The sequence below is a fragment of the Imperialibacter sp. genome (genome assembly GCF_040222385.1).
In the GTDB taxonomy this organism is placed as follows: domain Bacteria; phylum Bacteroidota; class Bacteroidia; order Cytophagales; family Cyclobacteriaceae; genus Imperialibacter.
Genome location: NZ_JAVKDF010000021.1, coordinates 243,302 through 270,237, shown reverse-complemented (window position 1 = coordinate 270,237; position 26,936 = coordinate 243,302). Strand labels below are relative to the sequence as shown.

The 26,936-nt window shown below is 47.1% G+C and carries 20 protein-coding genes; 13 read left to right on the top strand and 7 right to left on the bottom strand.

Features of this window, described 5'->3' with window-relative positions:
* Window positions 1-49: 49 nt before the first annotated feature.
* Window positions 50-1,672 carry a cyclic peptide export ABC transporter gene (locus tag RIG68_RS07340; protein ID WP_350120507.1) on the top strand — a complete coding sequence of 541 codons (1,623 nt, stop codon included), beginning with the start codon at window positions 50-52 and terminating at the stop codon, window positions 1,670-1,672.
* 8 nt (window positions 1,673-1,680) lie between these two features.
* On the opposite strand, the gene RIG68_RS07335 is transcribed toward RIG68_RS07340, so the two are convergent.
* Window positions 1,681-3,438, bottom strand: a complete 1,758-nt coding sequence (locus tag RIG68_RS07335; protein ID WP_350120504.1) for a glycosyltransferase domain-containing protein — start codon at window positions 3,436-3,438, stop codon at window positions 1,681-1,683.
* A 197-nt stretch (window positions 3,439-3,635) separates the two neighbouring features.
* Here RIG68_RS07335 and RIG68_RS07330 point away from each other — a divergent pair, with 197 nt between their 5' ends.
* A complete protein-coding gene (locus tag RIG68_RS07330; RefSeq protein WP_350120501.1) occupies window positions 3,636-4,514 on the top strand; it encodes a hypothetical protein in 879 nt (292 codons plus the stop codon).
* Here the strand turns inward: RIG68_RS07330 and RIG68_RS07325 are convergent.
* Window positions 4,511-5,362 (bottom strand): sulfotransferase, encoded by an 852-nt coding sequence (locus RIG68_RS07325; RefSeq protein WP_350120498.1) that lies wholly within the window; start codon window positions 5,360-5,362, stop codon window positions 4,511-4,513. The two genes, RIG68_RS07330 and RIG68_RS07325, sit on opposite strands and share 4 nt — an antisense overlap.
* Window positions 5,359-6,555 (bottom strand): glycosyltransferase family 4 protein, encoded by a 1,197-nt coding sequence (locus RIG68_RS07320; protein WP_350120495.1) that lies wholly within the window; start codon window positions 6,553-6,555, stop codon window positions 5,359-5,361. The genes RIG68_RS07325 and RIG68_RS07320 overlap by 4 nt, the downstream gene beginning before the upstream one ends.
* Before the next feature lie 17 nt (window positions 6,556-6,572).
* Between RIG68_RS07320 and RIG68_RS07315 the strand changes: the two genes are divergently transcribed.
* The 3 genes from RIG68_RS07315 to RIG68_RS07305 all read left to right on the top strand — a co-directional run bounded on the left by RIG68_RS07315 (window position 6,573) and on the right by RIG68_RS07305 (window position 9,460).
* Window positions 6,573-7,718 (top strand): glycosyltransferase family 4 protein, encoded by a 1,146-nt coding sequence (locus RIG68_RS07315; RefSeq protein WP_350120492.1) that lies wholly within the window; start codon window positions 6,573-6,575, stop codon window positions 7,716-7,718.
* Entirely contained in the window at window positions 7,715-8,437 is a 723-nt protein-coding gene (locus RIG68_RS07310; RefSeq protein WP_350120489.1) for a glycosyltransferase family protein, read from the top strand. Before RIG68_RS07315 ends, RIG68_RS07310 begins: the two co-directional genes overlap by 4 nt.
* Before the next feature lie 69 nt (window positions 8,438-8,506).
* Window positions 8,507-9,460, top strand: coding sequence for a fatty acid desaturase (locus RIG68_RS07305; RefSeq protein WP_350120486.1), 954 nt, complete (start codon window positions 8,507-8,509; stop codon window positions 9,458-9,460).
* Here RIG68_RS07305 and RIG68_RS07300 read toward each other — a convergent pair.
* The 3 genes from RIG68_RS07300 to RIG68_RS07290 all read right to left on the bottom strand — a co-directional run bounded on the left by RIG68_RS07300 (window position 9,457) and on the right by RIG68_RS07290 (window position 11,982).
* A complete protein-coding gene (locus RIG68_RS07300) occupies window positions 9,457-10,449 on the bottom strand; it encodes an alpha/beta fold hydrolase (protein WP_350120484.1) in 993 nt (330 codons plus the stop codon). The two genes, RIG68_RS07305 and RIG68_RS07300, sit on opposite strands and share 4 nt — an antisense overlap.
* 2 nt (window positions 10,450-10,451) lie before the next feature.
* Window positions 10,452-11,018: a hypothetical protein gene (locus RIG68_RS07295; RefSeq protein WP_350120481.1), complete on the bottom strand. Its 567-nt coding sequence runs from the start codon at window positions 11,016-11,018 to the stop codon at window positions 10,452-10,454.
* A gap of 142 nt (window positions 11,019-11,160) precedes the next feature.
* Entirely contained in the window at window positions 11,161-11,982 is an 822-nt protein-coding gene (locus tag RIG68_RS07290; protein WP_350120478.1) for a LytTR family transcriptional regulator DNA-binding domain-containing protein, read from the bottom strand.
* Between the two features lie 160 nt (window positions 11,983-12,142).
* Here RIG68_RS07290 and RIG68_RS07285 point away from each other — a divergent pair, with 160 nt between their 5' ends.
* Together RIG68_RS07285 and RIG68_RS07280 are read left to right on the top strand one after the other, a co-directional pair.
* Window positions 12,143-12,793, top strand: a complete 651-nt coding sequence (locus tag RIG68_RS07285) for a Crp/Fnr family transcriptional regulator (protein WP_350120475.1) — start codon at window positions 12,143-12,145, stop codon at window positions 12,791-12,793.
* An 80-nt stretch (window positions 12,794-12,873) separates the two neighbouring features.
* The gene (locus RIG68_RS07280) at window positions 12,874-14,286 is read left to right on the top strand and encodes an MBL fold metallo-hydrolase (RefSeq protein ID WP_350120473.1); all 1,413 of its coding nucleotides are present in this window, start codon (window positions 12,874-12,876) and stop codon (window positions 14,284-14,286) included.
* Window positions 14,287-14,365: 79 nt separating this feature from the next.
* On the opposite strand, the gene RIG68_RS07275 is transcribed toward RIG68_RS07280, so the two are convergent.
* Entirely contained in the window at window positions 14,366-15,118 is a 753-nt protein-coding gene (locus tag RIG68_RS07275) for a GntR family transcriptional regulator (protein ID WP_152000291.1), read from the bottom strand.
* Window positions 15,119-15,218: 100 nt separating this feature from the next.
* On the opposite strand from RIG68_RS07275, the gene RIG68_RS07270 reads away from it, so the two are divergent.
* The 6 genes from RIG68_RS07270 to RIG68_RS07245 all read left to right on the top strand — a co-directional run bounded on the left by RIG68_RS07270 (window position 15,219) and on the right by RIG68_RS07245 (window position 26,816).
* On the top strand, window positions 15,219-16,445 hold the full coding sequence (locus tag RIG68_RS07270) for an MFS transporter (RefSeq protein ID WP_350120471.1): 1,227 nt from the start codon (window positions 15,219-15,221) through the stop codon (window positions 16,443-16,445).
* A gap of 70 nt (window positions 16,446-16,515) precedes the next feature.
* Window positions 16,516-17,946: an L-fucose/L-arabinose isomerase family protein gene (locus RIG68_RS07265; RefSeq protein ID WP_350120468.1), complete on the top strand. Its 1,431-nt coding sequence runs from the start codon at window positions 16,516-16,518 to the stop codon at window positions 17,944-17,946.
* Window positions 17,947-17,976: 30 nt separating this feature from the next.
* Entirely contained in the window at window positions 17,977-21,201 is a 3,225-nt protein-coding gene (locus RIG68_RS07260) for a SusC/RagA family TonB-linked outer membrane protein (protein WP_350120465.1), read from the top strand.
* A gap of 32 nt (window positions 21,202-21,233) precedes the next feature.
* A complete protein-coding gene (locus RIG68_RS07255; RefSeq protein ID WP_350120462.1) occupies window positions 21,234-22,667 on the top strand; it encodes a RagB/SusD family nutrient uptake outer membrane protein in 1,434 nt (477 codons plus the stop codon).
* Window positions 22,668-22,833: 166 nt separating this feature from the next.
* Window positions 22,834-25,374, top strand: coding sequence for a hypothetical protein (locus RIG68_RS07250; protein ID WP_350120459.1), 2,541 nt, complete (start codon window positions 22,834-22,836; stop codon window positions 25,372-25,374).
* On the top strand, window positions 25,368-26,816 hold the full coding sequence (locus RIG68_RS07245) for a sulfatase family protein (RefSeq protein ID WP_350120456.1): 1,449 nt from the start codon (window positions 25,368-25,370) through the stop codon (window positions 26,814-26,816). The genes RIG68_RS07250 and RIG68_RS07245 overlap by 7 nt, the downstream gene beginning before the upstream one ends.
* Window positions 26,817-26,936: the final 120 nt, after the last annotated feature.

Sequence of the window (26,936 nt, the reverse complement as noted above, 5' to 3'; positions counted from 1 at the left end):
CTGCCTTGCTGCTAAGCGACAAGCGGCAGGTAGAACGAAAAGCCACTTAGTGAAACTAATCTACTCTTTACTTCTGACAAGCTGGAAAAAGCTGTTTTTTGCCATGTTGATGAGCATTGTGGCCGGGGGGCTTTATGCATTGTCTATCAAGTTTCTCCATGAAATCATTACCAGCGATTCCGGGTTGATGCTGGTGTTCTACAAGCTCAATATTTCCATCATTGTCTCAACAGCCTTGTCCGTGTTTGCCGGACACTACCTTACCAAAGTGTATGAGGGCCAGGTATCTGACCTCCGTCTTTCCATATCAAAGAAGATACTGAAGGCCGATTTTTTTCATGTAGAGCAGAACTCTCTTCAAATAATGCCAGTGCTGAATAACGACATCAATACCATTGGTGCGTTCATCAAAACGGTACCTGATTTTTTTGTTTCAATTTCAAAAGTTGTTGCCTGTGTTGCCTATATGTTCTGGCTCTCATGGCAGCTTACGGCCTATGTGATGAGCATTTACGCCCTGGTATTTTTGGTTTCGATGATTGTTTTTCCAAGAGTACATAAGCAGGAGAGGATGATCAGAGAGCTGAAGAATGACATTTTCGAGCATATCAATGGCTTGGTGAGAGGGCTCAAGGAGCTCTCGCTCAATAAAAAGCATAAGTCTATTTACGTGCAGGATATTATGGGCCCCACCAGCCGCAAACACAGTGATAGTTTGACGGTTCTTGGGACGCTGCACATATTTGTCACCAAGATTGGCGAGCTGATTGTGATTGTCTCTCTTTCGATCCTACTGATTAAATATAATGACATTGTGGTGATGGACAGCGGCCTGCTACTTGAATTTCTGACGGTCGTGATGTTCGTTTTGCCGGCACTGATTATTACCACCACCTTTCTTAACAATATCAAAAAGGTGGAAGTAGCGCTCAATGCGATTGGCAAGCTGGGAATTGAGTATCAACCAGACAAAGAGGAGAAACAGCAGCCGGTGAGCCCGATCGGGGCTCGCCCTGAACCTTTGATTGTTCTTGAAGATGTGGGATTTGAATATGGTTCGGAAAGGGAAGCAAATGGGTTTCACATCGGACCGTTTAACCTGACAATCAACCGTGGCGAAATCGTTTATCTGAGTGGGGGGAACGGGAGCGGTAAAACGACGCTTGGCAAACTGATTGTGGGACTTTACCGGCCAAGCTCTGGGAAGGTTTTATTTCAGGGGCAGGAAATAGACGAACGCAAAAATGAGGACTATCGCAACCAGTTCGCAGCGCTGTTCCCAGATTCTCATGTGTTTAGAGGCTTGCAGTACATAGACGATGGGTACCTTCAACAACATGGCGAACGACTCATAAAGATGCTCAATATCGAGGAAATTGTAAATATCAAGGATAAATCGCTGTCTACCATACGGGTGTCGTCGGGCCAGCAGGGGAGATTGTCACTGTTGAGGTCGCTCCTGGAAGACAAAGAAATTTACCTGTTCGATGAGTGGGCGGCTAATCAGGATCCGCTTTTCAAACTGAAATTTTATGGGTCAATTATCCCGGATTTGAAGAAAGAAGGAAAGACTGTCATCGTGATTACCCACGATGAGTCCTATTTCCATATGGCCGATAGAATTATCAAACTTGAAGATGGTCACGTTGTCAGGCAGCACACCGGAAAATAGGCGCATGGTTAGTTTTCATCTCTGAGATCGAAGCATTCAGGGCATGGTTTTTTCAGTCCGAAGAGAAACGACCTGTAGGGGTAGATGTTTCTCGTGTAGGGAAATTCCGATGGATAAAGTTTGTATTTGATGTTGTCCGTTTGAATTAAATCGTCGATACTGGACCCAAAGGCCAGAAATGTGCATGTCGGATTATTTTCGAACCAAACCGGGCTGACAATTTTTGCCAGCATCCCACACATCATCATCACTACTGTGCCGTCCTCGAATCGTTGATCGACCAGGTCATCGTAAAGTTCGTAGGAGTTTCGGAAAGGGACTTTCATGATTTGTGTTTCGTCCACTTTGAGCCCCAGTTTTTGAAGCATAGTAAGGTCTTGAAACTCGTTAAGGACAAAGAACAGCTTCCTGTTTCTCAGTTCTCCCAGGATAGCTGGCAGCAGCGAGAGGTTATGGTGGATGGTCATCGCCGGCACAGTAAATTCGTCGGCTTGTCTGAGCTCCAGTGCCAGTGTTTTCAGCTCGGGATAGCAGGTGCCGCAGGGGATTCCAACAAAGTAGTTATGGTTTTTGGTTTGTAGAGCAGTCAGCAGGCGTTCGGCCAGTACTTCCGAGTAGATCTGCTGTTTCCTGCCGTACCATTTTGCTTCGTTGTCTTTGTTAAGATACTTTCTGATAAAAGTGATTTCGCCATCGTTGAGGTGAGAAAAGCAGAACGGCTCGTTCTTTTTTAAAAGGTCTCTAAGGCGTGACGCACTTTCATGATAGGTGGGGCCAAAGTTCTTGCTGTACCTGAAAACTTGTTGCTGAGTCGACGTCCCTTTGTTGTACCGGTTGATCTGCATCAGGCTCACCAGCGACTGCATGTAGGCTGCCAATGAAACAAGAGCTGCCAGCGGCTTAAGAAGGCTCGTGGTGTTGAATGTGTATTTGCCCTTTAACTGCTGTAGACGCCTGCGAAAGTTTTCTCTCGATGCTGGGATGTGAACCACCAGTGGGTGGGTGCCTGTGGCGGTGTTGTGCAGTTGGCCCTTTTTCCACGCCAGGTCCCTGAAGATGGTTTGCTGTGATGCTAGTCCAAATGTCTTGAGCAGCTTCCGCTCGTATTGGAAGAAGAGGAAGCTGTGCCTTTTTGATAGGAGAGGCCAGCTAACAACGGTGGCTCGCCCGCCCGTGCAGGCAAAGAGCTGTTGCTGACCGTCGGTGGCGATAGTGTACGCTGGGTTAAACAGCTGAGAGCTGCAGTCTGCATAGAACCGGCTAAATAGCGACTGGTCTGATCGTATTTGTGTCAAAGCTTGTCCGTCGGCAAAGTCGATTCCGTACAAAGCCTGTATGTCGCTCAGCATTTGACGAAGATGCTTCAGTTTCCCCATGAAGGAGCCGGAATTAAGATAGTCGTAGTAAGCGGCGCCACGGGGGTAAAATTTCCAGTAGTAGTATTTGAGGATACGATCTCTGAAATAAAAATTGGCTTCGGCTGAAAATAAAACATCGACATTGATCTCAGAAAACAACTCCAAAATATCAGACTCGCCACCGATCACATCAACATCAAAAGCGTCCACAACAAGTAGGTGATCGTCGTCGGAGAGGTTTGTTGAAAGAAAAAATGAGTTGAGGAGGTTCAGTTTAATAGCGTTTGTACTCCATTCTTCACCAATTCCCAGAATTTCCAGGGGTAGAGCGAGTTTTGCACACGAATTCTTCAGGGTGTTTATCCTTTCGTCAACCGTGTTTGCAAAAGTCACAACTTTTAAACTCATCTTTATGAACTGTTTTGCGAGCAAAGTAAATGAACTTTGAGACATTTATCCTCCATAGAGACTGATCAAATCAGTCACCCTGCTATAAGCGTTGTTTCAGGACATTGGCGGAGGCTTGATGACGATTGTCCTCAATTCTTTGCTTGTCCGAAATCATGCATTAAACCAGCCTCCAAGCAAAACAACGTTTTCAAAAGATGATGGCTACTCTGAGAGAGATTTTGAGGTATTTAAGGCTGAACGCTTTTTGGCGCTCCAGCTTTCGCATGAGGTCGACCGTTGCGGCGAACCGAAGTGAAGATCAGCCGATTTATATTTCTCTATCTACCACCCCTGAGCGTATCGCCAGAATCGGCCCTGCGATAGCGTCACTAATGGATCAGACCATGATGCCTGACAAGATATTCCTTTGCATCGCAAAAAAAAGCCGGAAGGGGCAGACTTATAAGATCCCCGGTTTTTTATCGGACAACCCTTTGGTGGAAATAAGTTGGGTAGAGAAAGACCTCGGGCCCGCCACCAAATGGTTTTACAGTTGCCAGACCGATGATATTGAAGAGGGTAGCAGCATCATCGTGCTGGATGATGATCAGGTGTATCCGAAGCAACTGGTAGAACACTATGTGCATTGCAGAAGGCAGTTTCCTGCAGCGGCATTCACGTTGCTGGGCTGGCCAGTGCCGACTACCGGGCAACATACCGACAGAAAGTGTGTGAGTGCAGGGAAAGTTAGAATCCTGGGTGCCGACAATAGGGTTGAAGTGACTGCAAGCCCCAGTCAGGTGCATTGCATGCAGGGAGCCTCAAGCTACATGATTACAAAGGGAATGCTTAAGCCCACCGCCGACTACTTCGAAAAGCATGAGGCAGCCAATTTTGCAGACGACATCCTGATCAGCGGCCTTTTGGCAGCTAGTCAGGTGCCTGTCTATGTGATACCAGGCCCATTTCAGTTTATTCGGCTTCATTCTTTGCGGATGATGCGGGCAGCTAGCTTGTACAATGACACCAACCGTAGCAGCGACTACAACGACCAGCTTTACAGACTTTTGGAAAAAAGCTGGCCCGCTGTTTAGTAAATGTACGGGCTTAACCGGTTCGATCGGTTAACAGTGATTCTCAGGCCAAGGCAAAAAACTACCCGAATAAATTTAGCGACATGCGTGACGCTGGTGCTGTAGGTTCTAGGACTGACCCAGCCATTGTTTTTCCCGGCTACTTTTATGTTTTTCACAAGGTGCCTCTCCCTGATAAAATCTTTACTCAGCACCTTCATTGTGTAAAGAAACAGGCTATCCCTTAAGGACGTTTGAGAGATCTCCGGGTATAGGGCGCTTGCGTGCTGTGCCTTGTTTTCTGCTTCTGCCACAATTTTCGACGCCCACTCTGGATTTGATTTCTTGACTTGTTTGTTGTCCCACTTGATATCCAGCTGGATGTCGAGGTGTCTCACTAGTCGTTTCCATTCTTTAGCCCCATCCTCTATATTGATGTGAATGAATCTGGGGTCTCCCTTAAAAAAGTGTAGTGCTCTTTTTCTGTAAATGAGCCAGTCAATCAATATTTGGCGATAGACTGTTTTGCCCATGATGAGCCTGGAAAGGCGGACGATTGCTTTGTCGTCCTTCATATGTCGCTCGTCGATATGACTGAACCAGTTGAACATGCTGAGAATCCAGCGGGAAGGCTCCCTATCCAGCAGAACTATTTTTGCATCGGGAAACCAGGTGGTGAGGTGATGAAAATTGTGGAGGCTGCCATCGAGAAAGTAGTCAAACTTCGAAAAAAAAGCTTCGTTTGGCTCCGCTAGGTGAGAATACACCCCGAAGTGAGGCGTATGGGTAACCCGAAGGCCTTTTTCTTTCAGGGCATTGGTGATGCTGGTGGTGCCCATTTTTGAGGAGCCGATGAAAAACACTTTCATTGATTATCGGGTACCTGTTTTTGGAAAAGCTCGAAATAGACTTGCGCCATGCTGTCCCAGGTGAACATCTCTTTTTCGGTATTACTTTTGAACAACTGACCAAGTTTTTTGAGCTCCTCTTTGTCGGTCAGTAGTTTGTTAACTGTGATGCCCCACGTGTCGGCATCGCCGGACGGCAGGAGCAAACCATTGAAATTGTCTTTTACTGCGGATGGAATGCCGTCTACCCTAGCTGCCACGCAAACCAGCCCGCTAACGGCTGCTTCCAGAGCCACCAGGCCAAACCCCTCGTAGTCACCGTCAACATGCAAGTTGGGCATCACAAACAAATCGGCATGCAAAAGCAGCTGATCAAGTTCAGCTTTGGATAATTTTCCTACAAATAGCACTTTGTCTCTAAAGGCAGGCTCTTTCATGAGCTTATCCAGTTCAAGGGCTTCCAAGCCAAAGCCAAAAAGGTGGGCGAGTTTCGTAAAGACCGATGCCGGAAGTACTTTTGAAAGCCATAATATGAGCTTAATGTTCTTCTCCCTCGGCCCGACAATCACATAAAGAACAGGGGCTTGTATTTGCAGAAGCACATTTTTAATAAACCAAACAAAGCCCTTTCGCTTAATCGGCCGACCAATAGATACTATCAAAGATTTGTCATTGATGGCTGCTCCAAATCTTTGCCTGAGCAGAGAGTAGATGGCCTCATTTTTTTGTGGACTTGGCAGCGGCTCGAACCCATTGGGGATGTAATGTGCACTGGCTGAGGGGATACCTGCTTTAATGCATTCCAGCCTCGTTTCGTTGCTCACGGCAATGACCCAGGTAAATTTTGACAGGTATTTTCGCAGCCAAAACTGATACAAGGTCGACTTGAAGATAACATCGAGCCCATGGACAGTGGCAGCCAATTTTTTTCGGGTGAGCCAAAGCAGCGGAGTTAAAAATAGCGCCATAAGGCCGTCATTGGCGTGAATGACAGCTATGCGGGGATTGGCCCAAACCTTGAACAAGCACCACGGAACAACCGAGAAGAAAAATAGCGCTTTAGGGTATTTTCCACTAAAGATAATTTTGTGGACTATTGTATATGATTGCAGGTTTTTGATCAACTCATAGCTTTGCTTTTGCATGCCGCCAATGGATGGAGGATATTTGTGCGTAACAACAAGAACTTCGGAATCGCTTCGGCCTGCCAACATGTGAGGTTTGTGGAAATATGAGCAAAGTTAAGATTGTATTTTTTATTGATGTACTCAAAAAGGATTTTGATGGGGTGTCCAACACCACCAATCAAATTGCCTACCGCCTGCCCAGGGATCAATTTGACGCCATCTTTATCACTCCGCTGCCGCCAGAAGACCCGGAGTTTCCCTTTCCTGTGTACAAGTGCCCATCGATAGACCTACCGCTCTATAAGCAATATAAATTGGCATTACCCAAGCGAATGAAGGGATTGGAGGCGATGCTCGATGACTTCAAGCCCGATATTGTACATTGGAGTACCCCTTCGGCGCTAGGTTGGTATGCTGTGAAGTATGGCAAAAAACGCAAGATACCTGTGGCAACTATTTACCACACACACTTCACTTCCTATGTAGAATACTTCTTAAGATTTGTGCCTGGTATCGATACGATTTCGCCACCGATAGCCCGGCGGCTGCTGTCGTTGTACAAAGATTGCTCGCTGGTGCTGGCACCTACGGAAAGCATGAGCGACTACCTGAAAGTATTAAGAGTAGATGCTGGCAAAATTAGGGTATGGGGCAGGGGGGTCAATCAGCACCTGTTTTCTCCCGATTTCCGGGACGATAAGTTTTTCACTCCATACGGCGTCACCGGCAAAAAGAAGATTCTTTTTGTCAGTCGGCTGGTGAGTTACAAGTCCACCGACAGCCTGATAGAGCTCTATAAGTTGCTTGACAAAGGCCATAAGCTGATTGTCACTGGTGATGGTCCCGACATGGAGAGGCTTCAAAGTAAGATGCCAGAGGCTGTGTTTACAGGAAAACTCACCGGTGAAGCACTTTCCAAAGTATTTGCCTCGGCCGATGTGTTTGTCTTTCCGTCGGTTACGGAAACGTTCGGTAACGTGATTCTTGAGGCCATGGCTTCCGGACTGCCTGTGGTGGCGGCCAGGGCTGGTGGTCCGGCTGATATTATTGAAGATGGTGTTACCGGTTTTTTGACTGAACCAGGCAACACTAAGGAAATGTACGACCGGATAAAAGCACTGCTGGCAGATGATGAACTGCATGCAAGGATCAGGGAAAAGGCGATTTACTATGCCAGCCAGCAAAACTGGGACGTACTGTGCCAGCGGCTGTTCGACTACTACACCGATTTAGCCAAAACAGCTTCATGAGCCTGACCTTTAAGATACTTCAGCTGGCTACGCCAAACATCGATTCTTACGCTGCCTATAGTATTGCCTCTGTCCGGGGCTATGCAAAAAAACATGGTTATCAGCATTTGGTGCAACGCAGCCGGTTGGTTGATGATATGCATATCAATTGGACCAAAATTGCGCTGTTACAAAACGCCCTGACGGAAAAAGACGTCGATTATGTGGTGCTGTTAGATGCGGATATTATCCTCACAACTACCGCCCTGCCCCTGGAAGGTTTTGTGAAGATGGGGAATGAAGCAACGCACATACTGATGCCTGGCGATACGCCGTTGTTAGGAGGTAAAAGGCCTAACGCAGGGATGATCATCGTTAAAAACAGTCCCGAGGGCAGAGGTATCATTGACTATTGGCTGCATGCGGCCCGCCACGAAGGCAAGCACCTCGCAGATATCCACCCGAGAAATCAGCTGGTGTACTGGAATTTCGTTATGCCCAGGTTCAAGCCCCTTCAGTTTATTATTCCCAGGTCATTTGCCAGGAAGTATTACCCTGTTTACGCTTACCTGGGGCTGCGTGGGGGGGGGTTGTGGCATGTGACCCAAACTAATGAGGGCGTAAGAGAAAAGTATATGAAGAGGCTTTACGAGCAACACAGGTCAGAAATGGGCGACCTTCAGGCCACTTTAGAAGCGCTGAAAGGAGCAACGCAAGGGCTGGTTAAGTTGGTTGAGTAACTAATAGCACTTTTAGGCGCAGTTAAAAAATTCATTGTTTAGTTTTAGGAAACGTTAATCGAAGTTTCATTGGAGAAGATTGCCGGTTTGAAAAACGCTCAATCATTTTACTGGGAAGAAAGCAGAGAACCTCACTTTCAGCGCAGAAAGCAAATTATGAATGAAGTGCCTGAGGTGAAGAAGCTTTTTGGTACCGACCCTCTCTTAAAGTACAAAGCGATTTTTGTGCTGCTGCTACAGCTGGCTATTCCTGTGTTTTTTCTACCTGAAAATCCATACCTGTTTGCGCTGCTGGTGGTGGTAGTGGGCGCCACACTTAGTCAAATTCTTTTTTTGGCTATTCACGAAATCACCCATGACCTGGCTTTCAAAAACCCAGTGCTTAACAATGTTTTGGCCATCATCGTCAACTTTCCCATTGTGTTCCCCTTCAGTATGGCGTTTAAGGTGTACCACGCCAAGCACCACTGGCACCAGGGCAAGGAGGGTGTGGATACCGATCTGCCCACCGACGGGGAGGCTCTTCTGTTTAAGGGCTTTTTCGGTAAGCTGATCTGGCTGGTGAATCAAATCCTTTTTTATGCCATCAGACCACTCATGGTGCACCCTATCAAACCCGACAAGTGGCAAGTCATCAATCTGGTGTCTCAGTTGATATTCGTGGTGGTGTTTTATCAGCTGGCAGGTATTGCCGGTTTTGTGTACCTCATAGGCTCTCTGTTTGTAGCCGGCGGGCTTCACCCCATTGCCGGCCACTTTATTGCAGAGCACTATGTCTTCAAAGAAGGTCAGGAAACCTATTCGTACTACGGTTTCCTTAACAAGATTACTTTCAATGTGGGCTTTCATAACGAGCACCACGACTTCCCCAACATTCCGGGCAGTCGGCTGCCAAAGCTGAAAAAGCTTGCCCCCAACCATTACAACCACCTCTACTCGCACACCTCATGGTCAAAGGTGCTTTGGCGGTTTGTTTCAGAAGAGTCGGTCGGCCTCTATTCACGCATTAAGCGGCGCAATTAGTTTTCCCTTATAAATTTTAAGGCAGCTTCTAAGAATTTTTCGTTTTCAGAAACGAAAGGTTCATGCCATGAGTCGTCAAATATCGTCCAGTCCACCGTAGTGTTCACTAGCAGGGCTTCCGTTTCGTATCCAATTTCTATGGGCACCACGCCATCTTTTTTGCCCCACAGGAATGCCACGGGTATATCGATCATGTCCAGCTTGTCGGAGGTGTCGTAGTTTAGCATTTCGAAGTCAAAATAGTTTTCGTACCCTTTGCCGTGGCTAAATTGAGCGAGCGTGGTGTTGGGGGTGAACAATGCGTAATTGATGAGGAATTTTTTGTTAGAGAACAGGGAAAGCTCGTTGCCACCCAGGTCGAGCATGTGGCGGTAATAGCCCACCCAGTCCAGTTCCTGAATGTTTTCCTTTGTCACGGGGTTTTCCTCGGCAAAGCTCAGCGCTTTGGCATTGCTCTGCTCTGTAGCCTCCCGTATCACCCAGTCACGCATCACGTCCATCCACCTGTAGTTGGAGAAGGTGCCGTTGACAATGAGGGCTCCGGCCACCATTGATTGATTGTCGTTGGTGGTCAGGAACTGCCAGGTGACCTCTACCCCAAAGCTGTGACCCATGAGGTAGATTTTTTTACCGGGGTATTGCTGCCTCAGCAGCGACACCACATAAAATGCGTCTTCTGTGTACTGCTCATAGTTGAGCGTTTTAGGGTCAACGTTGCCGGAAGCCGACCCTGCAATGCGCTGGTCCCAATAGACCACCGCCACTTCGCTCTCCATCCCTTTCAGGTAGTATCGGTAGCACATGGCACAGTCGCCTGGCCCGCCATGCACATAAAGGATGATCTTGCCGGAGTCGAGATTTCCACGCACCCACACAGGCATGTCGGCGCCCTCATTGCGAACATAAAAGGTGTCGGTAGCCTCGGTAGCATCGTCGGTGCACGAGAGGAAGAAGAAAGGTATTGCGAACAGAAAAAATAGCTTTTGCATGGTTAAAAAATCAAGGGTTTAACAATTCCGAGTTCGATGGCGAAACGGGTGAGAGATGATGCATTGTAGGGTATTTGCTTCATCACATTTAGCCGGGCATACCAGCTGAGTTGAATCCCTTTCTTTACCGAAAGGTCTTTTCCAATCCCAATAAAGACCGTCGGCATGAAGGCTGTGCGTCCGGCCAGCGTCAGCTTTTCGAGCTCGCCTGCCTCGTTCACTTCGTACACCTTGCCCTCCAGAACTGAGCGGAAAAGCCCGGGACTAAAGCCGGTTTCAAAGGTTCTACCTTTCTGGTTTCTTCTTTTGTAGGACACGTCAGGCATTATAATAAGCCCCACGTGGTTGTGGGCGTGGCGGTAAATGGCCAGGCCGGGCGTGAAGGCCAGGGCGTTGCTGACGCTGCGACCTTTCTTTGTTTGTTTGTCGACGGAGCGAAGGGTGATGGAGTAGCCGCCTTTTAGCCCATAGTGGGTAAAGGATTCTCCGAAATAGGCAACTTTCAGCTCCTGGCTTGCGGCCGACTGGAAGGTCAAAACGCAAGCCACCAAAAAAATAAACTTGTGCATAAAAAAGTAAATTGATGTGACAGTTCCCATACGGCGCCAACAAATGAATGGATGCAAAAAGGGGCGAATAATACCTGAACTATTGAAAAAACTACCTGAAGTATGGAAAAGAAGAGGTGGCTTTATAGGCTGAAATGCCGCATCAGGAATGACTGATCCATTTTTTGAAATCTGTAGCCTTGAGTTGGCTAATAACTACGGGTTCATCCGTTGACGGGTGCACTTCAAGCAGCAATTTACCATTCGGTTCGCTAACAAACGACCTGCACGATCTCCTATGAACGATGACCTGTCGGTTAGCCCTGAAAAACTCTTCCTCACTGAGCAAGCCAAAGACCTCGTCCAGGGTATAGTTGATCGAAAGTCGGCTACCATCAAAAGTGGTAATATAAACGACAGCACCCCTGATAAAAATATTGGCTATGTTGCCCGCTTCTACCGGTACATTTTTTCTCCCAAAGGTGCCGATCACCGACTTGAGAGAACCAGTCTTTCTCCCATCATCTTGTCGGGCAACCTTAGATGCCCGGTAGAAATAGTAAATAATGTAGTAGACGTTGAACTGACCAATGACGATGATGCTGAAGGGCAGCTCATAGTCAGGAAATGATGTGGCTGAAATGGGAACTTTGTAGTATAGATGAAAGTAAACGGATGTGATGGTTACGCATACAAGAGAAGGTAATGCAAGTCCCAAAATTGTTTGCAGCAATATCCTTGAAAGTGGTCGATCGAACCAGTCATATTTCGTTTGCAGTTGCTTCGTCACTTGCCTGACAAACAGCCACAAAAGAGATGAGAGAGAGAATGAGTAAATGGTGTCAGGCAGGAAGTTGGTTTGGTACAGAAGCTCGAACCAGCTGAGGTCAGCCCCAATGGAAAGGAATACCTGAGACACCACAAAGCTTACGCCAAGGATGACCCAAATGTCTCTTTTGAATGGAGGCAGGCAGTTGTGCACCATAGAGAGTAAAAGTCGAACAAAAATTCAACTTTTTAAAGAGCATACAGCCCGCACTATTTTGAAGGCAGCCTCAATTAACATTGGCTTTGGGAACGAATCGATGGCCTTTAATAGTTCTTGTGAGCAATGCACTTTGGTAAATAAAGCTTTAATTTTCGACATGGAATTTACTGTCACAAAACTCTCTGCGCTTTTTCCCGATATGGAACAGGCCCTCAAAGACGCCATTTTGAAGGAGGGAAGCATAAAAACTGTAAAAGAGGGCGAACTGCTTGTAAGCTCAGGCCAGTATATCAAGTCAGCTATGCTGGTGGTAGATGGTTTGGTGAAAGTTTCCCGGGAGGATGAGGACGGGAAGGAATTTCTTATGTACTATCTGGAGCCCGGATCCGCTTGTGCACTTTCGCTATTGTGTGCAGCCCGAAGCGAAAAGAGCGCTATATCGGCCAAAGCTGTTTCTAATGCCACCATCATCACTGTTCCGTTTGTTTTAACCGAAACTTGGCAAACCAAGTACAGAACCTGGCACGAGTTTGTTGTGGCTACCTACCGAAAAAGGTTTGAGGAGCTGCTGATCACCCTCGATAGTGTTGCTTTTAAATCTATGGATGAGCGCCTGGTGTTTTACCTGAAAAGGCAAATGAAAGTGTCGGGCAAGCTGCTGGCCATTTCTCATCAGGAAATTGCCAACGACCTCAGTACCGCACGAGAGGTGGTGTCGAGGTTACTGAAGAAGCTGGAGCAATCGGGGGCCATTGCACTGAGCCGCAACCATATCGAAATTATCAACCTCGACAAAATTTTTGACTAGTTTTGCCAAAGTGATTATTGTCACTGAAATGAGTCTCCCTCTGGTATACCTTTGCTGAAGGAAATTGAAAATAAACAACAATGATAGTAGAACAGATATACACAGGATGTTTGGCACAGGGTGCCTACTACATAGAAAGTGAAGGTGAAGCGGTCATCATCGACCCGCTGAGAGAAGTAGCACCCTACGTAGAGAAGGCCAAAAGAAGAGGAGCAAAGATCAAGTACGTGGTGGAAACCCACTTTCATGCTGACTTCGTTTCTGGCCATCTGGATCTTTCCAGAATGACTGGAGCACCCATTGTTTTTGGCCCCAACGCTAAGCCGAATTTTGAGGCGCACATTGCCAAAGACGGCGAAGAGCTGAAAATTGGTAAGGTAGCGCTTAAGGTGCTTCATACGCCGGGCCACACCATGGAGAGCACCACATATTTGCTGATTGATGAAGAGGGTAAAGAAAATGCTATCTTCTCTGGCGATACGCTGTTCATTGGCGATGTGGGAAGGCCTGATTTGGCTGCCAAGTCGCACTTGAGCGTGCAAGACCTCGCCGGACATCTTTTTGACTCGCTGCGGAACAAGATTATGCCCCTACCAGATGATGTAATTGTGTACCCAGGCCATGGTGCAGGATCTGCTTGTGGTAAAAACATGAGCAAGGAAACGACCGATACGCTGGGGCATCAGAAGGAAACGAACTATGCGCTGAGAGCAAACATGACCAGGGAGGAGTTCATTAAAGAGGTAACTGATGGGCTAACACCTCCGCCGGTTTATTTCCCTGAAAACGTGATGATGAACAAAATGGGATATGAGAGCGTCGACAAGGTGCTTAGCCGGGGTTTGCAAAAGCTTTCAGCTGAGGGCTTTGAGGCAGCGGCCAACGAAACTGAGGCACTGGTGCTGGACACCCGCTCGCCTAACGAATTTGCCAAAGGCTTTATCCCCAACTCAATCAATATCGGTATAGACGGAAGCTTTGCGCCCTGGGTAGGCGCACTGATCCTGGATATTAAGCAGCCAATTCTGATCGTGGCGGAGCCAGGCAGAGAGGAAGAGGTGGTGACACGGCTGGCCAGAGTGGGATACGACAATACGATTGGTTTTCTGGACGGTGGATTTGCTGCCTGGACAAAAGCCAGGAAAGAGGTGGATGAAATTGCCAATGTGTCAGCGGCCGAATTCTCCGCCAAATATGCTAGTGAGAAATTGGAGGTGATCGACGTTCGCAAGCCAAGCGAATTTGCTGCCGAACATGTGGAAGATGCCAAAAACCTGGCGCTGGACTTTATCAACGACCACATGGCCGATTTTGACAAAGAAAAGCCCTTGTACCTGTACTGCGCAGGGGGTTACCGCTCTATGATTGCCAGCTCAATTCTGAAAGCCCGGGGCTGGGACAATATCATCAATATTGATGGAGGCTGGAAAGCCATTGAGGCAACCGCTGTTCCGAGAACAGACTACGTTTGCCCGACGACATTACAGAAGTAGTCAATAAGTTTTTAGAGAACCAAGTCGTGCCCCTGGCGATAGCTGGTGGCACGATTTTTTTTTGAATTCCTCTGTGCACCTAGTCTAGCTCGTGCTTTGTATTGATAGAGAATTTATAGCGATCGCCCCGGTACAATGATCTTTCGATCTCAACAATTTTTCCATCTTCGGAGAAGATGGCTCCATCAAGCATAAAAGCTGCCAGAGGCACGGTGTTCTCGAAATAGTTCTGAGGATCACCGGGCGAAAGAATGACCGCTCCCATTGTTCTGTGAGCATTGCCCAACTTTAGTTTGTACTGATCCTCGTAAATGGCAATCAGCGGGTCCTTCAGCTCAATAAGGTGAATCTTCGGGCAGGCAACCAGGGAAATGTATCTGGTCTCATCTTTCATTAGCGTGTCGTCGGCATATCTCAGGCGGTGAACCTTCAACACCGGGCCGTCGATCTTCATATGTCTGTTATCGATTTTGGATGACAGGCCACTCTCAAGGATTGTCTTTTCAAGAATAATATCTTTTGGTTTGAACCCTTCCTTGATCAGGTTGCCGTCGAAGCTGTTTTTCATGGCGTCGAAAGAACCAAGAACCCTGGTAACGTGCCGGTCTTCCGTTTTATTTAACACGTAAGTGCCTCTTCCTTTTATTCTGGTTGCCCATCCCTGTAATTCTACTTCGTGCAAACTCTTGCGGGCTGTAGTATTGCTCACGTTGTGCTCTTTGATCAATTCGTTCTCAGAAGGCACCTTATCGCCAGGTAAAAGCTCACCTGACTCAATTTTTTGAATGATTTCTTTGCTGATTAAAATGTACTTGGGGACTGGCCTTTTCATTACTCTAAGTTTGGCGGACAGCTAATTTGAATTTTTTTTTTGTCATATTAAAATTTACTTACTACATTAGGTTCTTGAACTTAGTGCGTTAAGGCACCCTATGAAAACTACAACAAAGTATTGGTGGGTCGTATTCCTGCTACTAATAGCTACGTCTTTAAGCTTCCTTGACAGGCAGGTGTTGTCCATTGTCATTATTAAAATAAAGGAAGATTTATTTATATCCGATGTCGAGTACGGATTCATCAACTCGGGTTTTCTTGCAAGCTATGCTATTATGTTTACCCTTGGCGGTGTACTTATAGATAAGTACGGCAGCCGACTGGGGTTGGCCGTTTCTGTAGGGTTTTGGTCTTTTGCCACCATACTGCACAGTTTTGCTGGCAGTGTATTCCAATTTGCTACCTTCCGTTTTTTGCTGGGCATAGGAGAGGGAGGATGTTTCCCTGGTGCAGTTAGGGCTGTCATCGAATGGGTGCCTAAAACAAAACATTCCCTGGCGAACGGCATTGCCATCGGTGGATCTGCGCTTGGTGCTGTTATTGCGCCACCACTGTGTGCATACTTTTTAGGATTTTGGGACTGGCGCTACATATTTATAATGACTGGCGCTTTCGGGTTTGTTTGGTTGGTGGCCTGGCTTATCATTACAAAAAAGAATGAGCTGGCAGAGGCCCCGTCAAAAAGTGAGGTAGTTGAAAAAAGAAACTTTAGCTTCATTAAAGTACTCAAATCCAGAGAGGCATTGATTTTCATGGCCATGCGCTTTGTGCTTGATCCCATTCTTTACTTCTACATGTTTTGGATTCCCAAGTACCTGAACGAAAGTCATGGCCTTGCAGTAGACAAGATCGGCCAGTTGCTGTGGGTCCCCTTCCTGGCGTTGGGCGTTGCGAATGTTACGGGCGGATGGGTATCGGATTTCATCTTTCAAAAGACATCGAAAGAAGCATTTTCACGACAGGTCGTCATGGGCTTTGCCGCCCTTATGACACTGCCAGTAGCAGCCATAGGGCTTTTGGATTCCTATGTAGTCATCTTGGTGTTGGTTGGGCTGGCTTTCTTTGCCCATGGGTTGTGGATTACTAATTACATTACTTCGATTGGAGATGTGTTTGGTAAAACGGCTTCATCCACAGTTGTGGGGCTCTCAGGTAGTGCCGGCGCCTTGTCGTCACTGGTACTTAATCCGGTGATTGGGTTTATTATTTCCACGTATTCTTACGACTCAGTATGGATTTATTGCGGGCTTATGTATCCCGTTGTATTTATAGGTTATATGATTTTCATGGCAAAGAAAAAATCAGCGGCTTTTTCTGTCGCATAATTTTTTTTTCAATTTTTAAATAGTGCGTTAAGTTGAACTTATTAAGCGTTAAGAATTTTAAAACATTATTATGACAAGAATAGGGGTTTTCGGAGTAGGCTACGATAAATACTGGTCTCAGTTTGAGGGCTTGTTGGAGGAGCTGACAGAGAAACAGGATGTGCTCATTAAGAGGGTGAAATCCAATGGCGTTGAAGTGATAGACCTGGGCCTGGTGGACAATCCTGAAAAGGCGTACTGCATGGTCGACAAAATTGGACAGGCAAACCTGGACATGATTTTTTGTGACATGCTGACTTATGCAACGTCAGGAACGTTCGGAATAATTATCAAGACCATTAATATCCCTATTGTGCTGGTGGCACTACAGCCATTGAAAGCTTTGGACTACTCAAAGGCGTCTACCTACATGCAGCTGGTAAACGACGATATCTGCGCATTGCCGGAGTTTGCCGGAGTAGCCGTGCGGATGGGGAAGAAGGTGCCCGATATGATTATCGGCACGCTGTATGATGACTCGGAAGTTGATGCGGAGATTGAGGAATATTGCCGTATAGCTAAGGTGCTGCACGACTTAAAAAAGGCTCATTTGGGGCATATTGGGCACCCAATCAACGCCATGCTGGACATGCATTCCGATGCGACCATGCTGACGTCTTTTTTCGGTAGTCACATTGTGCAGTGTGAGGCCAACCAGCTAATGAAATGCTATGAGGAGGTAACCGAGAAAGAGATAAAGGACTGCGAGAAGAAGATCCTGGATTTTTTCGACACTCCTGATCCCGTTTCTGACCCGATTTCCATGAAGCTGAAGGAAGACGACCTACGCATGGCTGCCAGGGTGAGTGTGGCGCTCGAAAGATTTGTTGAAACCCATAAGCTCGACGGGCTGGCTTACTACTACGACGGCCCTGACAACAGCGAACTTCGTGAGGTCATGTCAAACCTCATTGTGGGCAATTCACTTCTCACAGCGAAGCACATTCCTATGTGCGGAGAGTCGGATTTAAAAACACTCATTGCCCTTCTCATTTTCGACCGCCTTTCGATAGGCGGGAGCTTTGCTGAGTTCCATCCGGTAGATTTTAAAGAGGGGTTTGTGCTGGTGGGGCACGACGGGCCGCACAATATTTCCATTGCCGACGGGAAGCCTGTTTTGCGGAGCCTGAAGAAGTACCATGGCAAGCCGGGGCATGGAGCTGGAGTAGAGTTCAAAATCAAAGAAGGCCCTATTACCATGCTGTCGATTAACTCCACCTATGATGGGAAATTTAAATTCATCATCGCAGAAGGGCAGTCTGTTTCGGGCCCGATACCCCCCACAGGCAATACGAACACCCGGGGATTCTTCGAGCCTGATGTGAAAACGTTTTTGACAAGATGGATCAAAGAAGGCCCGACACACCACTTTGCTCTTGGCGTTGGACACCACGCATCAACGCTACAAAAGATAGCGAATTACTTAAACATTGAATCGAAAGTTATCGCCAGCGATAAATAATAACTGTTAATTAAACACATACTTATGACTATGAAAAACTACTTAGAGAATCTGGTTTTGATTAAGAAGGGAGTTTGTGACAAGTACCTTTGCATGTTTGTTTTCGCATTGGCCCTTCTCGCAGGGTTTCCAACTCTTGCTCAAAATCAAAATGGTGCTTCCGGCGCTTTTAGTGTTTCGGGAGTTGTTGTTGGCTCCGATGGGATGGCCATTCCGGGAGTAAGCATTCTTGTAAAAGGTACCAGCTCAGGTACTATCTCTGACGCAGAGGGTAAATACACGGTGAATGTTGATGATTCAAATGCTGTATTACTTTTCTCGTTTATTGGATACCAATCTCAGGAGGTGTCGGTAGGCTCACGGAGGGTTATTGACGTGACCATGGAAGACGACTTCAAGGTACTTGGAGAGGTCGTTGTAACGGGATATGGTACTCAAAAGAAGAAAGACATTACGGGCTCTATCGCACGGGTAGATGGAAAGGATATGATGTTGCCATCTACGTCCAGCTTTGATCAGATGATTCAGGGAAGAGTGTCTGGTGTGCAAATTTCGCAAACGTCGGGAGCTCCCGGAGGAAACGTCAACGTATTGATACGTGGTGTAAGCTCTATTACGGGAGGAAATCAGCCGCTTTACGTCGTTGATGGTTACCCGATATCTACTGGTGGAAGCTCTGATTTTTCCTCTTACGCAGGGAATACATATTCATCATCAGGCATTGCCAGTAATACTCAAAGCAGGATCAACCCGCTTGCGTCAATAAATCCGGCAGATATTGAATCGATAGAAGTGCTGAAGGATGCTTCTGCAACGGCTATTTATGGTTCAAGAGGTGCTAATGGCGTTGTGATTATTACCACTAAAAGAGGAGCAGTAGGCAAACCTACCATCAGCTTCGATATGTCTTACGGCCTGCAGCAGGTGGCCAACAAGCTGGATATGATGAATTCTGCACAATATGCTGAATTTGTTGCTGATGGCCGAGACAATGCAAGAGTTTACGTTGGCGGCCAGGCGACTGACCCAAATGAAGTAAGGGCTGGCGCTCATTTTGTACGGCCTGAGTTTAGAAACCCATCTTCCATTACCACTAACACCGATTGGCAGGATGTGATTTACAGAACTGCCCCGGTGGCCAATTATCAGTTGTCGGCAACCGGCGGCTCAAACAATGTTAACTATTTCATCTCTGGCGGCTACTACGATCAAAAGGGAGTGGTTGAAACCTCAGATTACAAGAGGTTTAACCTCCGCTCAAATGTTGACGTCAATCTGACGGAGAGAGTCAAAGTTGGAACATCGCTTTCAGGCTCGCACGGCTTTGGTAACTTTCCTAACACTGAGGGACACTACGGAACTGGTGGCGTGATTTCTCAGGCACTGGCTGCTGGCCCAACAATACCAGTTTATGATGCTGATGGCAACCCTTACAACAGCCAGGCAGACGTAACCGATGGACTGGGATGGCTTCAGAACCCATTGAACCTTCTTGCAGGCTTTTCAGACAACAGAAAGGTGACGGATATATACAGTAACAATTTTATTGAAGTGACAATAGCCGACGGTCTTACTTTCAAAACCACGGCGGGTATCCAGTACAGTACCAACGATGCCAAAATCTGGAGATCATCGCTTATTCCAAACTTCACCTCACTCAACTATCCTTCCAATGCAGGTGCAACCAAGACGGAAACGATGAACTGGTTGAACGAAAACACGTTGAACTACAAGCATATTTTCAATCAGAAGCACAGCCTCGACGTGTTGGTAGGTTTTACTGAGCAGAAGGAAAGCTGGGACAGGCTGTCTGTAGGTGCGTCTGATTTTCCTACAGATAATGTAACCTTTGTTTCGGGAGGCATTGTCAACGCAGGGACTCACGTCATTTCTGAGTGGTCAATGGTTTCTCTTCTGTCAAGGGTGAATTACTCTTACGACGGCAAATACTTGTTTACAGGAACTGTTCGTAGAGACGGTAGCTCTCGCTTTGGTGCTAACAACAAATGGGGTACGTTTCCATCACTTTCTGTTGGTTATGTGATTTCCGAAGAGGACTTTATGCAATCGGTTAACTTCATCAGCAGCTTGAAGGTGAGGATGAGTTATGGACTTTCCGGAAATAACCAGATTGGAAACTACTCTCACATCGGGCTCCTTTCAACGTCAAGGTATGTTCAAAACAATAACCTGGTGGCAGGTTTGGTACCGAGCAGCTTGTCAAATACCGACCTTACCTGGGAGAGATCGAAGCAGACCAACTTCGGTGTCGACCTGAGCATGTTTGATGACCGTGTTTCGGTAACCGCCGAGTTTTACAAAAACCTTAAGACTGATTTGTTGCTTGGAGTTCAGTTGCCCGCAGCGTCAGGTTTTACCTCCTCTACACAGAATATTGGTGATATCGAGAACAAGGGTATAGAGTTGGCGATTCAGACTGTCAACATTAAGCAAAGCAAATTTGAGTGGAGAACTGGTGTTACGTTCAGTAAAAACAAAAACAACGTATTGAGATTGGCTACAGAAGGTGGCCGGATTACCAACTCATCGTACCAGATTACCCAGGAAGGTTATCCGATTGCCAGCTTCTTTATGCAAAATGCCATAGGCGTGTACAAAACGAATGAAGAAGTGACTGGCACACCTGTTATTCACCCCAATGTTCAGGCTGGTGATTTGATTTTTGAGGACGTGGATGGCAATGGCACCATTAACTCGAATGACAGAAAGATTGTTGGAGATCCGTGGCCTGATTTTGTTTGGGGATTTAACAACAACTTTACCTATGGAAACTGGGGACTTGGTATTACTCTCAACGGTTCTCAGGGAGCTGAAACCTTTTTTCAGGCGGGAACTATTATTTTGAATAACGCTGGTGTGCAAAACCAACTTGCCCTCGGTGATAAAAGGTGGAAGTCTGAAACTGACCCGGGAGATGGCTATCAGGGCAGAGCAATCAGGAACAACTATGCCAATGGGTTTGGTACATCGTCTCACTTCTTGTTTGATGCCTCATACGTAAGGATCAAAAATGTGAATCTGTCCTATAGGTTGCCAAAGGCGGCTATTTCAAAGCTGGCCTTGTCGAATGCATCGTTTTACCTGAACATTAGCAACCTGTACACCTTCACAGACTACCCAGGCTACGATCCTGAATCAAGTACTGCTGGTAACAATGTTGTCAATTCAGGGGTGGATTATCTGACGTATCCGCTTGCTCGCACTTATACCCTCGGTGTAAACGTGACATTCTAAATACCGGAGAACAACCCTTTAAAAAAAGAATCATGAAAAAGACAATAGCAATATTTACTGTACTTATTCTCTCTCTGAGTTCTTGCAACGATTTTCTGGAATTAGAGCCCGAATACGTTGTGAGCGAGACTGGATTTTATAAAACGGCGAAGGACTTCGACACAGCCTTAACCGGCGCATACTCGGGCCTTCAAGACCTGCATAACTTGTCGTTGCTGTACATCACAGAGCTGACCACCGACAATGCGGAAATACAATGGAGTTCGCCAACGACGGCCGAATCGGAATGCGACGAGATGAACATGACACTTGCCAACTCGTTTGTGGGAGAAGTTTGGAGCGATAGTTTTACGGCCATTTCAAGGGCCAATACTATACTTTCAAAGCTGGATGGTGTTGACATCAGTGAGGCGTTAAAATCTCAGTATAGAGGTGAGGCTCTTTTTCTCAGGGCTTACAATTACTTCAATTTGGTAAGGCTGTTTGGAGACCTTCCCTTGATCACCGTTTCGTTCAAAAGCCCAAAAGAGATAGCGGATTTTGACATGGGCAGAAAGCCGGCGAGTGAGATCTATAACTTGATTGTATCTGACTTAACTGCTTCGGCAGGTTTTCTGAAAGGCGTTTCGGGGCTGAGCAAATCGAGGGCTTCTGAAGGTGCTGCTTCAACGCTCCTTGGCAAAGTATACCTTACTATGGGAGAACATCAGTTGGCCGCTTCCGTGCTCGAAGACGTGATGGGCATGGGGTATACGCTTGAGGACGACTATGCCGCTCTGTTCTCGCCAGGAAATGACGAGCTTGGGGAGTCTATTTTCGAGGTGAAATACATGTCAGGCAATGTGGGTGAGGGTAACAGGTTTTCATCTGTGTTTTTCCCAGCCCTTTTCAACCTGGGCATGTTTCCCGGCAATATGCAGGGCAACGGCCGAATTAACCCCACCACAGACATAGCCAGTGCTTACGAGACGGGAGATGCCAGAAGACCGGTTTCTATCGCCGACTCTGTGAGACTACTGGACGGTACTTATGGAGATTACCTTGCAGGATTGAAGTTCGTCGACTTTACTACCGGGATACTTGGCGATGGAGGTGTAAACTACACGTCGCTGCGCTATGCCGATGTACTGCTGATGTATGCTGAAGCACTTAACGAGCTTTCAAGAACTGACGATGCTCACGAGTATCTCAATATGGTGAGAGCAAGAGCCGACCTGGATGCTTTGGCAGGGCTTTCGAAAGCCGACTTTTCTCTGGCTCTGGAGAGAGAGAGAAGAGTTGAGTTCTTCAATGAAGGACACCGGTGGTTTGACCTTTTGCGCACAGGCAGGCTACAGACAGTAATGAACGCCCATTTTGCAGCAAAGGGAGAAAGCTTTACAGTTCAAAATTATGAGTTGTTGATGCCAATTCCACAAAGGGAATTGGACATTGATGTGAATCTTGCCCAAAATGATGGGTATTAGCAAAGTAGGTAGGTAGGGTGAAGTCGTTCCAAAGACCTATGATGAGCTTAGCTTCCTTTTTGCGTGGCAAAAGTCTCATCATAGCTTTGGTCCGACCCTACAAGCCCTGATAAGCAATTCAAGAGAGCTAGCTTCAGTCAAGCAATCGTAAAATAAATTTCAGAAGATGAGTCGTTTAGTTGTGTTGGCCCTGGTGGGTTATATAATGGTTTCTTGTGGTGGAAGTCACGAGCAATCTCAGATGCTGGCGGATAGCAAAAACCTTGGAGTAAAACGTTTCAATAATATTACCCTGGAGCTATCCCTTAAACCCTTCAAAAAGAATGACAAGCAATATATTGAAGAGGCGTGTAAAGAAATATTTGCTGGCTGGGGCTCATTGGTAAGGCATGCCGACACAGTGTCGCTCATGCTTTGGACGGCCGACGGTTCGGAGATACTTGACTATAGCGGAAGCCTGGATCAGCGGCTAGAATGGGCCAGATACATCGGCAACCCAAACGCTGAGCACGAAGTCAACTCTGAGCCCGAAAATGAGAATCTTTCAGTTCACCAGCGGGCTTTTACCTATTTGGATGACACACCTGACTTTAACTATGGCGACCTGAAATACATAGTAAGCACGCTGAAGCGTGTGGGTGAAACAATGACCGGTAAACCGGTTCGTGTAGGGGCCACTTTTGATCCCGGGCCTGAATTTGCCAAGTCACCCTTCAAATATGAGAAGCACCCTGAGATATGCATGGGCTCTACCATGGGCTCAAAGACATTTGTAGTCTGCTATTCCACGCTAAATGAAGACAGCGATAGTTATGCCGGATTCCCCAATGGCATCAAGCAGGACACACCTTTTGGCACCTTCTTCGGCAGCCAATCGCAACACTTTTTAGCCGATCTGGGCTTCGACTACCTGTGGCTTTCAAACGGCTTCGGCTTTGGTATGGAAACCTGGAGCGCCACGGGAGCCTTATTTGATGGAGAGAAATTCTATCCCGAAAAATTCAGCGATGTACAGGAAAAGATAGTCAATTTCTGGACACTATTCAGAGAGCAATGCCCGGATTTCCGCATTGAAACAAGGGGCACCAACCTGTCCACAGGCATTGACCTGGCAGCCGATGGTGTCGACCTCAAAAGTATTTACAACGGCGGCTTTAACCTGCTGCCTCCACCAAATTCGCCCTGGGCTGCTTTAAACGGCGACTTTGGTTTGGAGCTTGCCGGCTACATGTCACGTATCGCTGAATTGCCGGATGACCGCTACTTGTTCCGTTATTACACCCACGACCCATGGTGGGTGAACAGCCCCTGGCTGGATCGCTATGGCAGAGAAGCACACGATATTTACCTGCCGATGTCAATTTCCACCATCAACGGCAAGGGTGAGGCCATGCTGCCAACCCATCTTAATTTCCTGACCATTGACGACTCATATGGCAATATGCCTGTGCAGGTGCCTGATGAGGTGACCCCGCACATTCTGCAAGCCAGAAGAAACGCTCCCGATCAGGCGGGGCCCGTGGTTTGGGTGTATCCTTTTGACGAATACCATGAATGGGCCTCTGTGCAGCCCGAAAGGTTGCCAGAGATCTACTATGGTGATTGGTTTATTCGCCAGGCTATCAATGAAGGCTTTCCTATGAACACGGTTGTGTCTACCGGAAACTTCAGCCAGATCAGAAAAGATGGAAAACCAACTTTTGATGAATCCGTGCTGGTGACAATTGTTCCTGATGCAGGAAGTGAATTGGAGCAGCAATTGATGGCCTTTGTGAAAGCAGGGGGACAGCTGATGATCTACGGGCCAGTGGGAAATGGCAGTAAGGAATTCCTCGACTTTATGAATATAAAGGCTGAAGAGCCGCTGGCGGGCGAATTTGCGGTGCAAATGGCCATGAACGGGGATAACATAGAAACCAAATCACCTATGGTGATGCAACATCCGGCTGACCTGTCTGGCGGAGGGATAGAAACGATGGTCGCTGCCAGGGATAATTCTACAAAGGTACTGGCACAGGTGGTTCAGAACGGACAGAAGCGGGATGCTGTAGTATACCGGCAAAACCCGGACTGGAAGGGCGGAGCCGTGTGCTATGTCCGTGGAACCAATTCTGTGTCATACAAAGGAGGTCATTTGTTGACTCCGGATGATTCTGAGAAATGGTTTTCAGGGCCCTCTTTGATGCGATTTGGTCTGGGTAAATTGGGTTACTCAATCGCCTACGACAAAAATAGCGGAGGCATAAAGGACCCTATCAACTGCATTTCAAGGCACAACAATTCCTTCTTCTTCTCGGGCTACCTCCCTAATCTGACGGTGGAACAGGCATTCAAGTTTCCTCAAGGTGCCCCCATCATCATTGGTTGGGAAACAGAACTGAAAAATGGAGCATCTACCTATAGGTTTCCAAAGTCATTTTTCGAAGAGAGCAGATTCTTCGTGGAGCAGGAAGATGGCGTGATTTCGTGCTTTGACATTCCCCTGGCGACGAAAGGCACTAAGCGTCGAATTCAATTGACTGGTTTGAAAAATGCGAAGGTTCGGTTTTATCCGCCCACAGGGGTTGAAGGCGAATCGGTGAAAGTGGTTTTGAACTCCAGTTACCCATTTGGTAAAGGAGAGTTGGAAGGGCAGAGCGAAGAAAAGCTTGGTGGAGATTACTATCTGTATGAAAATGTAACTGGTCAAATGGTTGTGTCATGGTAAAAAACAATTTATACAAATATTACTCAGCGCTACTGGAAACAATAGCTGGCCTGCTTGTAGCCGTTGGGCTGTTACTGCTTTTCACTTTCGCAGTGAGTGGTTGTACTCAAACGGAAAAAAGGGATGAAGCTGCTAAGCGCCCGAACGTTATTGTTATTCTCACTGATCAGCACAACCCGAATGCGATAAGTGCCCATGGCAATAAGTACTTGAGCACACCAAATCTCGACTACCTGGTCAACAATGGGATAAGTTTCTCGAATTCATATTGCACAACGCCTGTTTGTGGCCCATCTCGCAGCAGTCTTATCACCGGTTTGATGCCTCATAACACCGGCGTCGATTACAACGGTGATTCAATGAAGGACGGAGTCAAAAACCTGGGTGAAATCCTTAGCACCGAAGGATACGAAACGGTGTGGGCAGGCAAATGGCATATCCCCGGCTCTTATCCTCAACGGAAAGATATTGATACGCTCACTGGGTTCAAGGTTATCGACTTTTATGAAAATGATAAGCCCTGGGATTTGGGTGCCGATACCGACGGGCCTTTGGCGGACGCTACGGCAGAATACATCCAGCAATACAACGGAGAGAAACCATTGCTGATGTACGTACAGTTTCACAACCCTCACGACATCTGTCATTTTCCAAGGAAGCCGGAGAACTACCCCAATGTTGGGCCGGATGTAGAACTCCCACCGCTGCCTGCTAATCATGAGATCGATCCGAATGAGCCTGAAATGATAGCGAACAGCAGGTTCCGTGACCATTACGGCGACGAACTCTTGCTTTCGCAAGACAATGACGAAACCCGCTGGAGAAACTACCTGTGGTACTATTATCGCAACACTGAAATGGTGGATGCTGAAATAGGAAAGGTGCTTGATGCACTGAGAGCCAAGGGAATGGAAGAAAACACTATCATTGTCGTCAGCAGCGATCACGGCGATGGCATGACGGAGAAGAAATGGGCAGCTAAGTTGTCGTTGTACGACGGGCCTGCCAAAGTGCCGTTTGTGGTGTACTACAAAGACAAGGTAAAGGCGACTGGTGTTGACAATCAGTTGGTAGTGTCGGGTGCCGATGTGGTGCCAACCATTCTCGATTACATTGGTGTAAGCAGCAACAGAGCGTTCGATGGCGCCAGCCGTCGGCCTTATATCGAATCACATACATATGACTCTGCCGACTTTGTAGTGACCGAGCTGGCCGTCGATCCATTTGATAAATCACTCACCGGCCGGATGATTCGCAACGGCCGCTACAAATACAATTATTATTCGAAGGGAGAGCGAAATGAGGAACTGTTTGACATGGTAAACGACCCTCTTGAAATGAGCAACCTGGCAGGCGATGAGGATTATTTGGCTGTGAAGGCGCAATTGAAGGGCCAGCTAAGGGAGAGACTAGCGGAAACAAAAGATCCCTTTCAGCTATGATCCGGTAGCAATGGATAATGGCGTCTTTTAAAGAGTAAACTACTAGCTCCTGATCGTGAGCCTTTCGTTGGTAGCCAGTACTAATTCAACCGCCGGCGGAAGTGGGACCAAAAGTGCGCT

Excerpts from the sequence above, each read along its gene's own strand:
- RIG68_RS07270 (WP_350120471.1), top strand. The coding sequence starts at position 15,219 with ATGAAAACTACAACAAAGTATTGGTGGGTCGTATTCCTGCTACTAATA.
- RIG68_RS07325 (WP_350120498.1), bottom strand. The coding sequence starts at position 5,362 with ATGAAAGTGTTTTTCATCGGCTCCTCAAAAATGGGCACCACCAGCATC.
- RIG68_RS07330 (WP_350120501.1), top strand. The coding sequence starts at position 3,636 with ATGATGGCTACTCTGAGAGAGATTTTGAGGTATTTAAGGCTGAACGCT.
- RIG68_RS07250 (WP_350120459.1), top strand. The coding sequence starts at position 22,834 with ATGAGTCGTTTAGTTGTGTTGGCCCTGGTGGGTTATATAATGGTTTCT.
- RIG68_RS07280 (WP_350120473.1), top strand. The coding sequence starts at position 12,874 with ATGATAGTAGAACAGATATACACAGGATGTTTGGCACAGGGTGCCTAC.
- RIG68_RS07260 (WP_350120465.1), top strand. The coding sequence starts at position 17,977 with ATGAAAAACTACTTAGAGAATCTGGTTTTGATTAAGAAGGGAGTTTGT.
- RIG68_RS07320 (WP_350120495.1), bottom strand. The coding sequence starts at position 6,555 with ATGTTGGCAGGCCGAAGCGATTCCGAAGTTCTTGTTGTTACGCACAAA.
- RIG68_RS07300 (WP_350120484.1), bottom strand. The coding sequence starts at position 10,449 with ATGCAAAAGCTATTTTTTCTGTTCGCAATACCTTTCTTCTTCCTCTCG.
- RIG68_RS07255 (WP_350120462.1), top strand. The coding sequence starts at position 21,234 with ATGAAAAAGACAATAGCAATATTTACTGTACTTATTCTCTCTCTGAGT.
- RIG68_RS07275 (WP_152000291.1), bottom strand. The coding sequence starts at position 15,118 with ATGAAAAGGCCAGTCCCCAAGTACATTTTAATCAGCAAAGAAATCATT.
- RIG68_RS07265 (WP_350120468.1), top strand. The coding sequence starts at position 16,516 with ATGACAAGAATAGGGGTTTTCGGAGTAGGCTACGATAAATACTGGTCT.
- RIG68_RS07310 (WP_350120489.1), top strand. The coding sequence starts at position 7,715 with ATGAGCCTGACCTTTAAGATACTTCAGCTGGCTACGCCAAACATCGAT.
- RIG68_RS07245 (WP_350120456.1), top strand. The coding sequence starts at position 25,368 with ATGGTAAAAAACAATTTATACAAATATTACTCAGCGCTACTGGAAACA.
- RIG68_RS07295 (WP_350120481.1), bottom strand. The coding sequence starts at position 11,018 with ATGCACAAGTTTATTTTTTTGGTGGCTTGCGTTTTGACCTTCCAGTCG.
- RIG68_RS07290 (WP_350120478.1), bottom strand. The coding sequence starts at position 11,982 with ATGGTGCACAACTGCCTGCCTCCATTCAAAAGAGACATTTGGGTCATC.
- RIG68_RS07335 (WP_350120504.1), bottom strand. The coding sequence starts at position 3,438 with ATGAGTTTAAAAGTTGTGACTTTTGCAAACACGGTTGACGAAAGGATA.
- RIG68_RS07285 (WP_350120475.1), top strand. The coding sequence starts at position 12,143 with ATGGAATTTACTGTCACAAAACTCTCTGCGCTTTTTCCCGATATGGAA.
- RIG68_RS07315 (WP_350120492.1), top strand. The coding sequence starts at position 6,573 with ATGAGCAAAGTTAAGATTGTATTTTTTATTGATGTACTCAAAAAGGAT.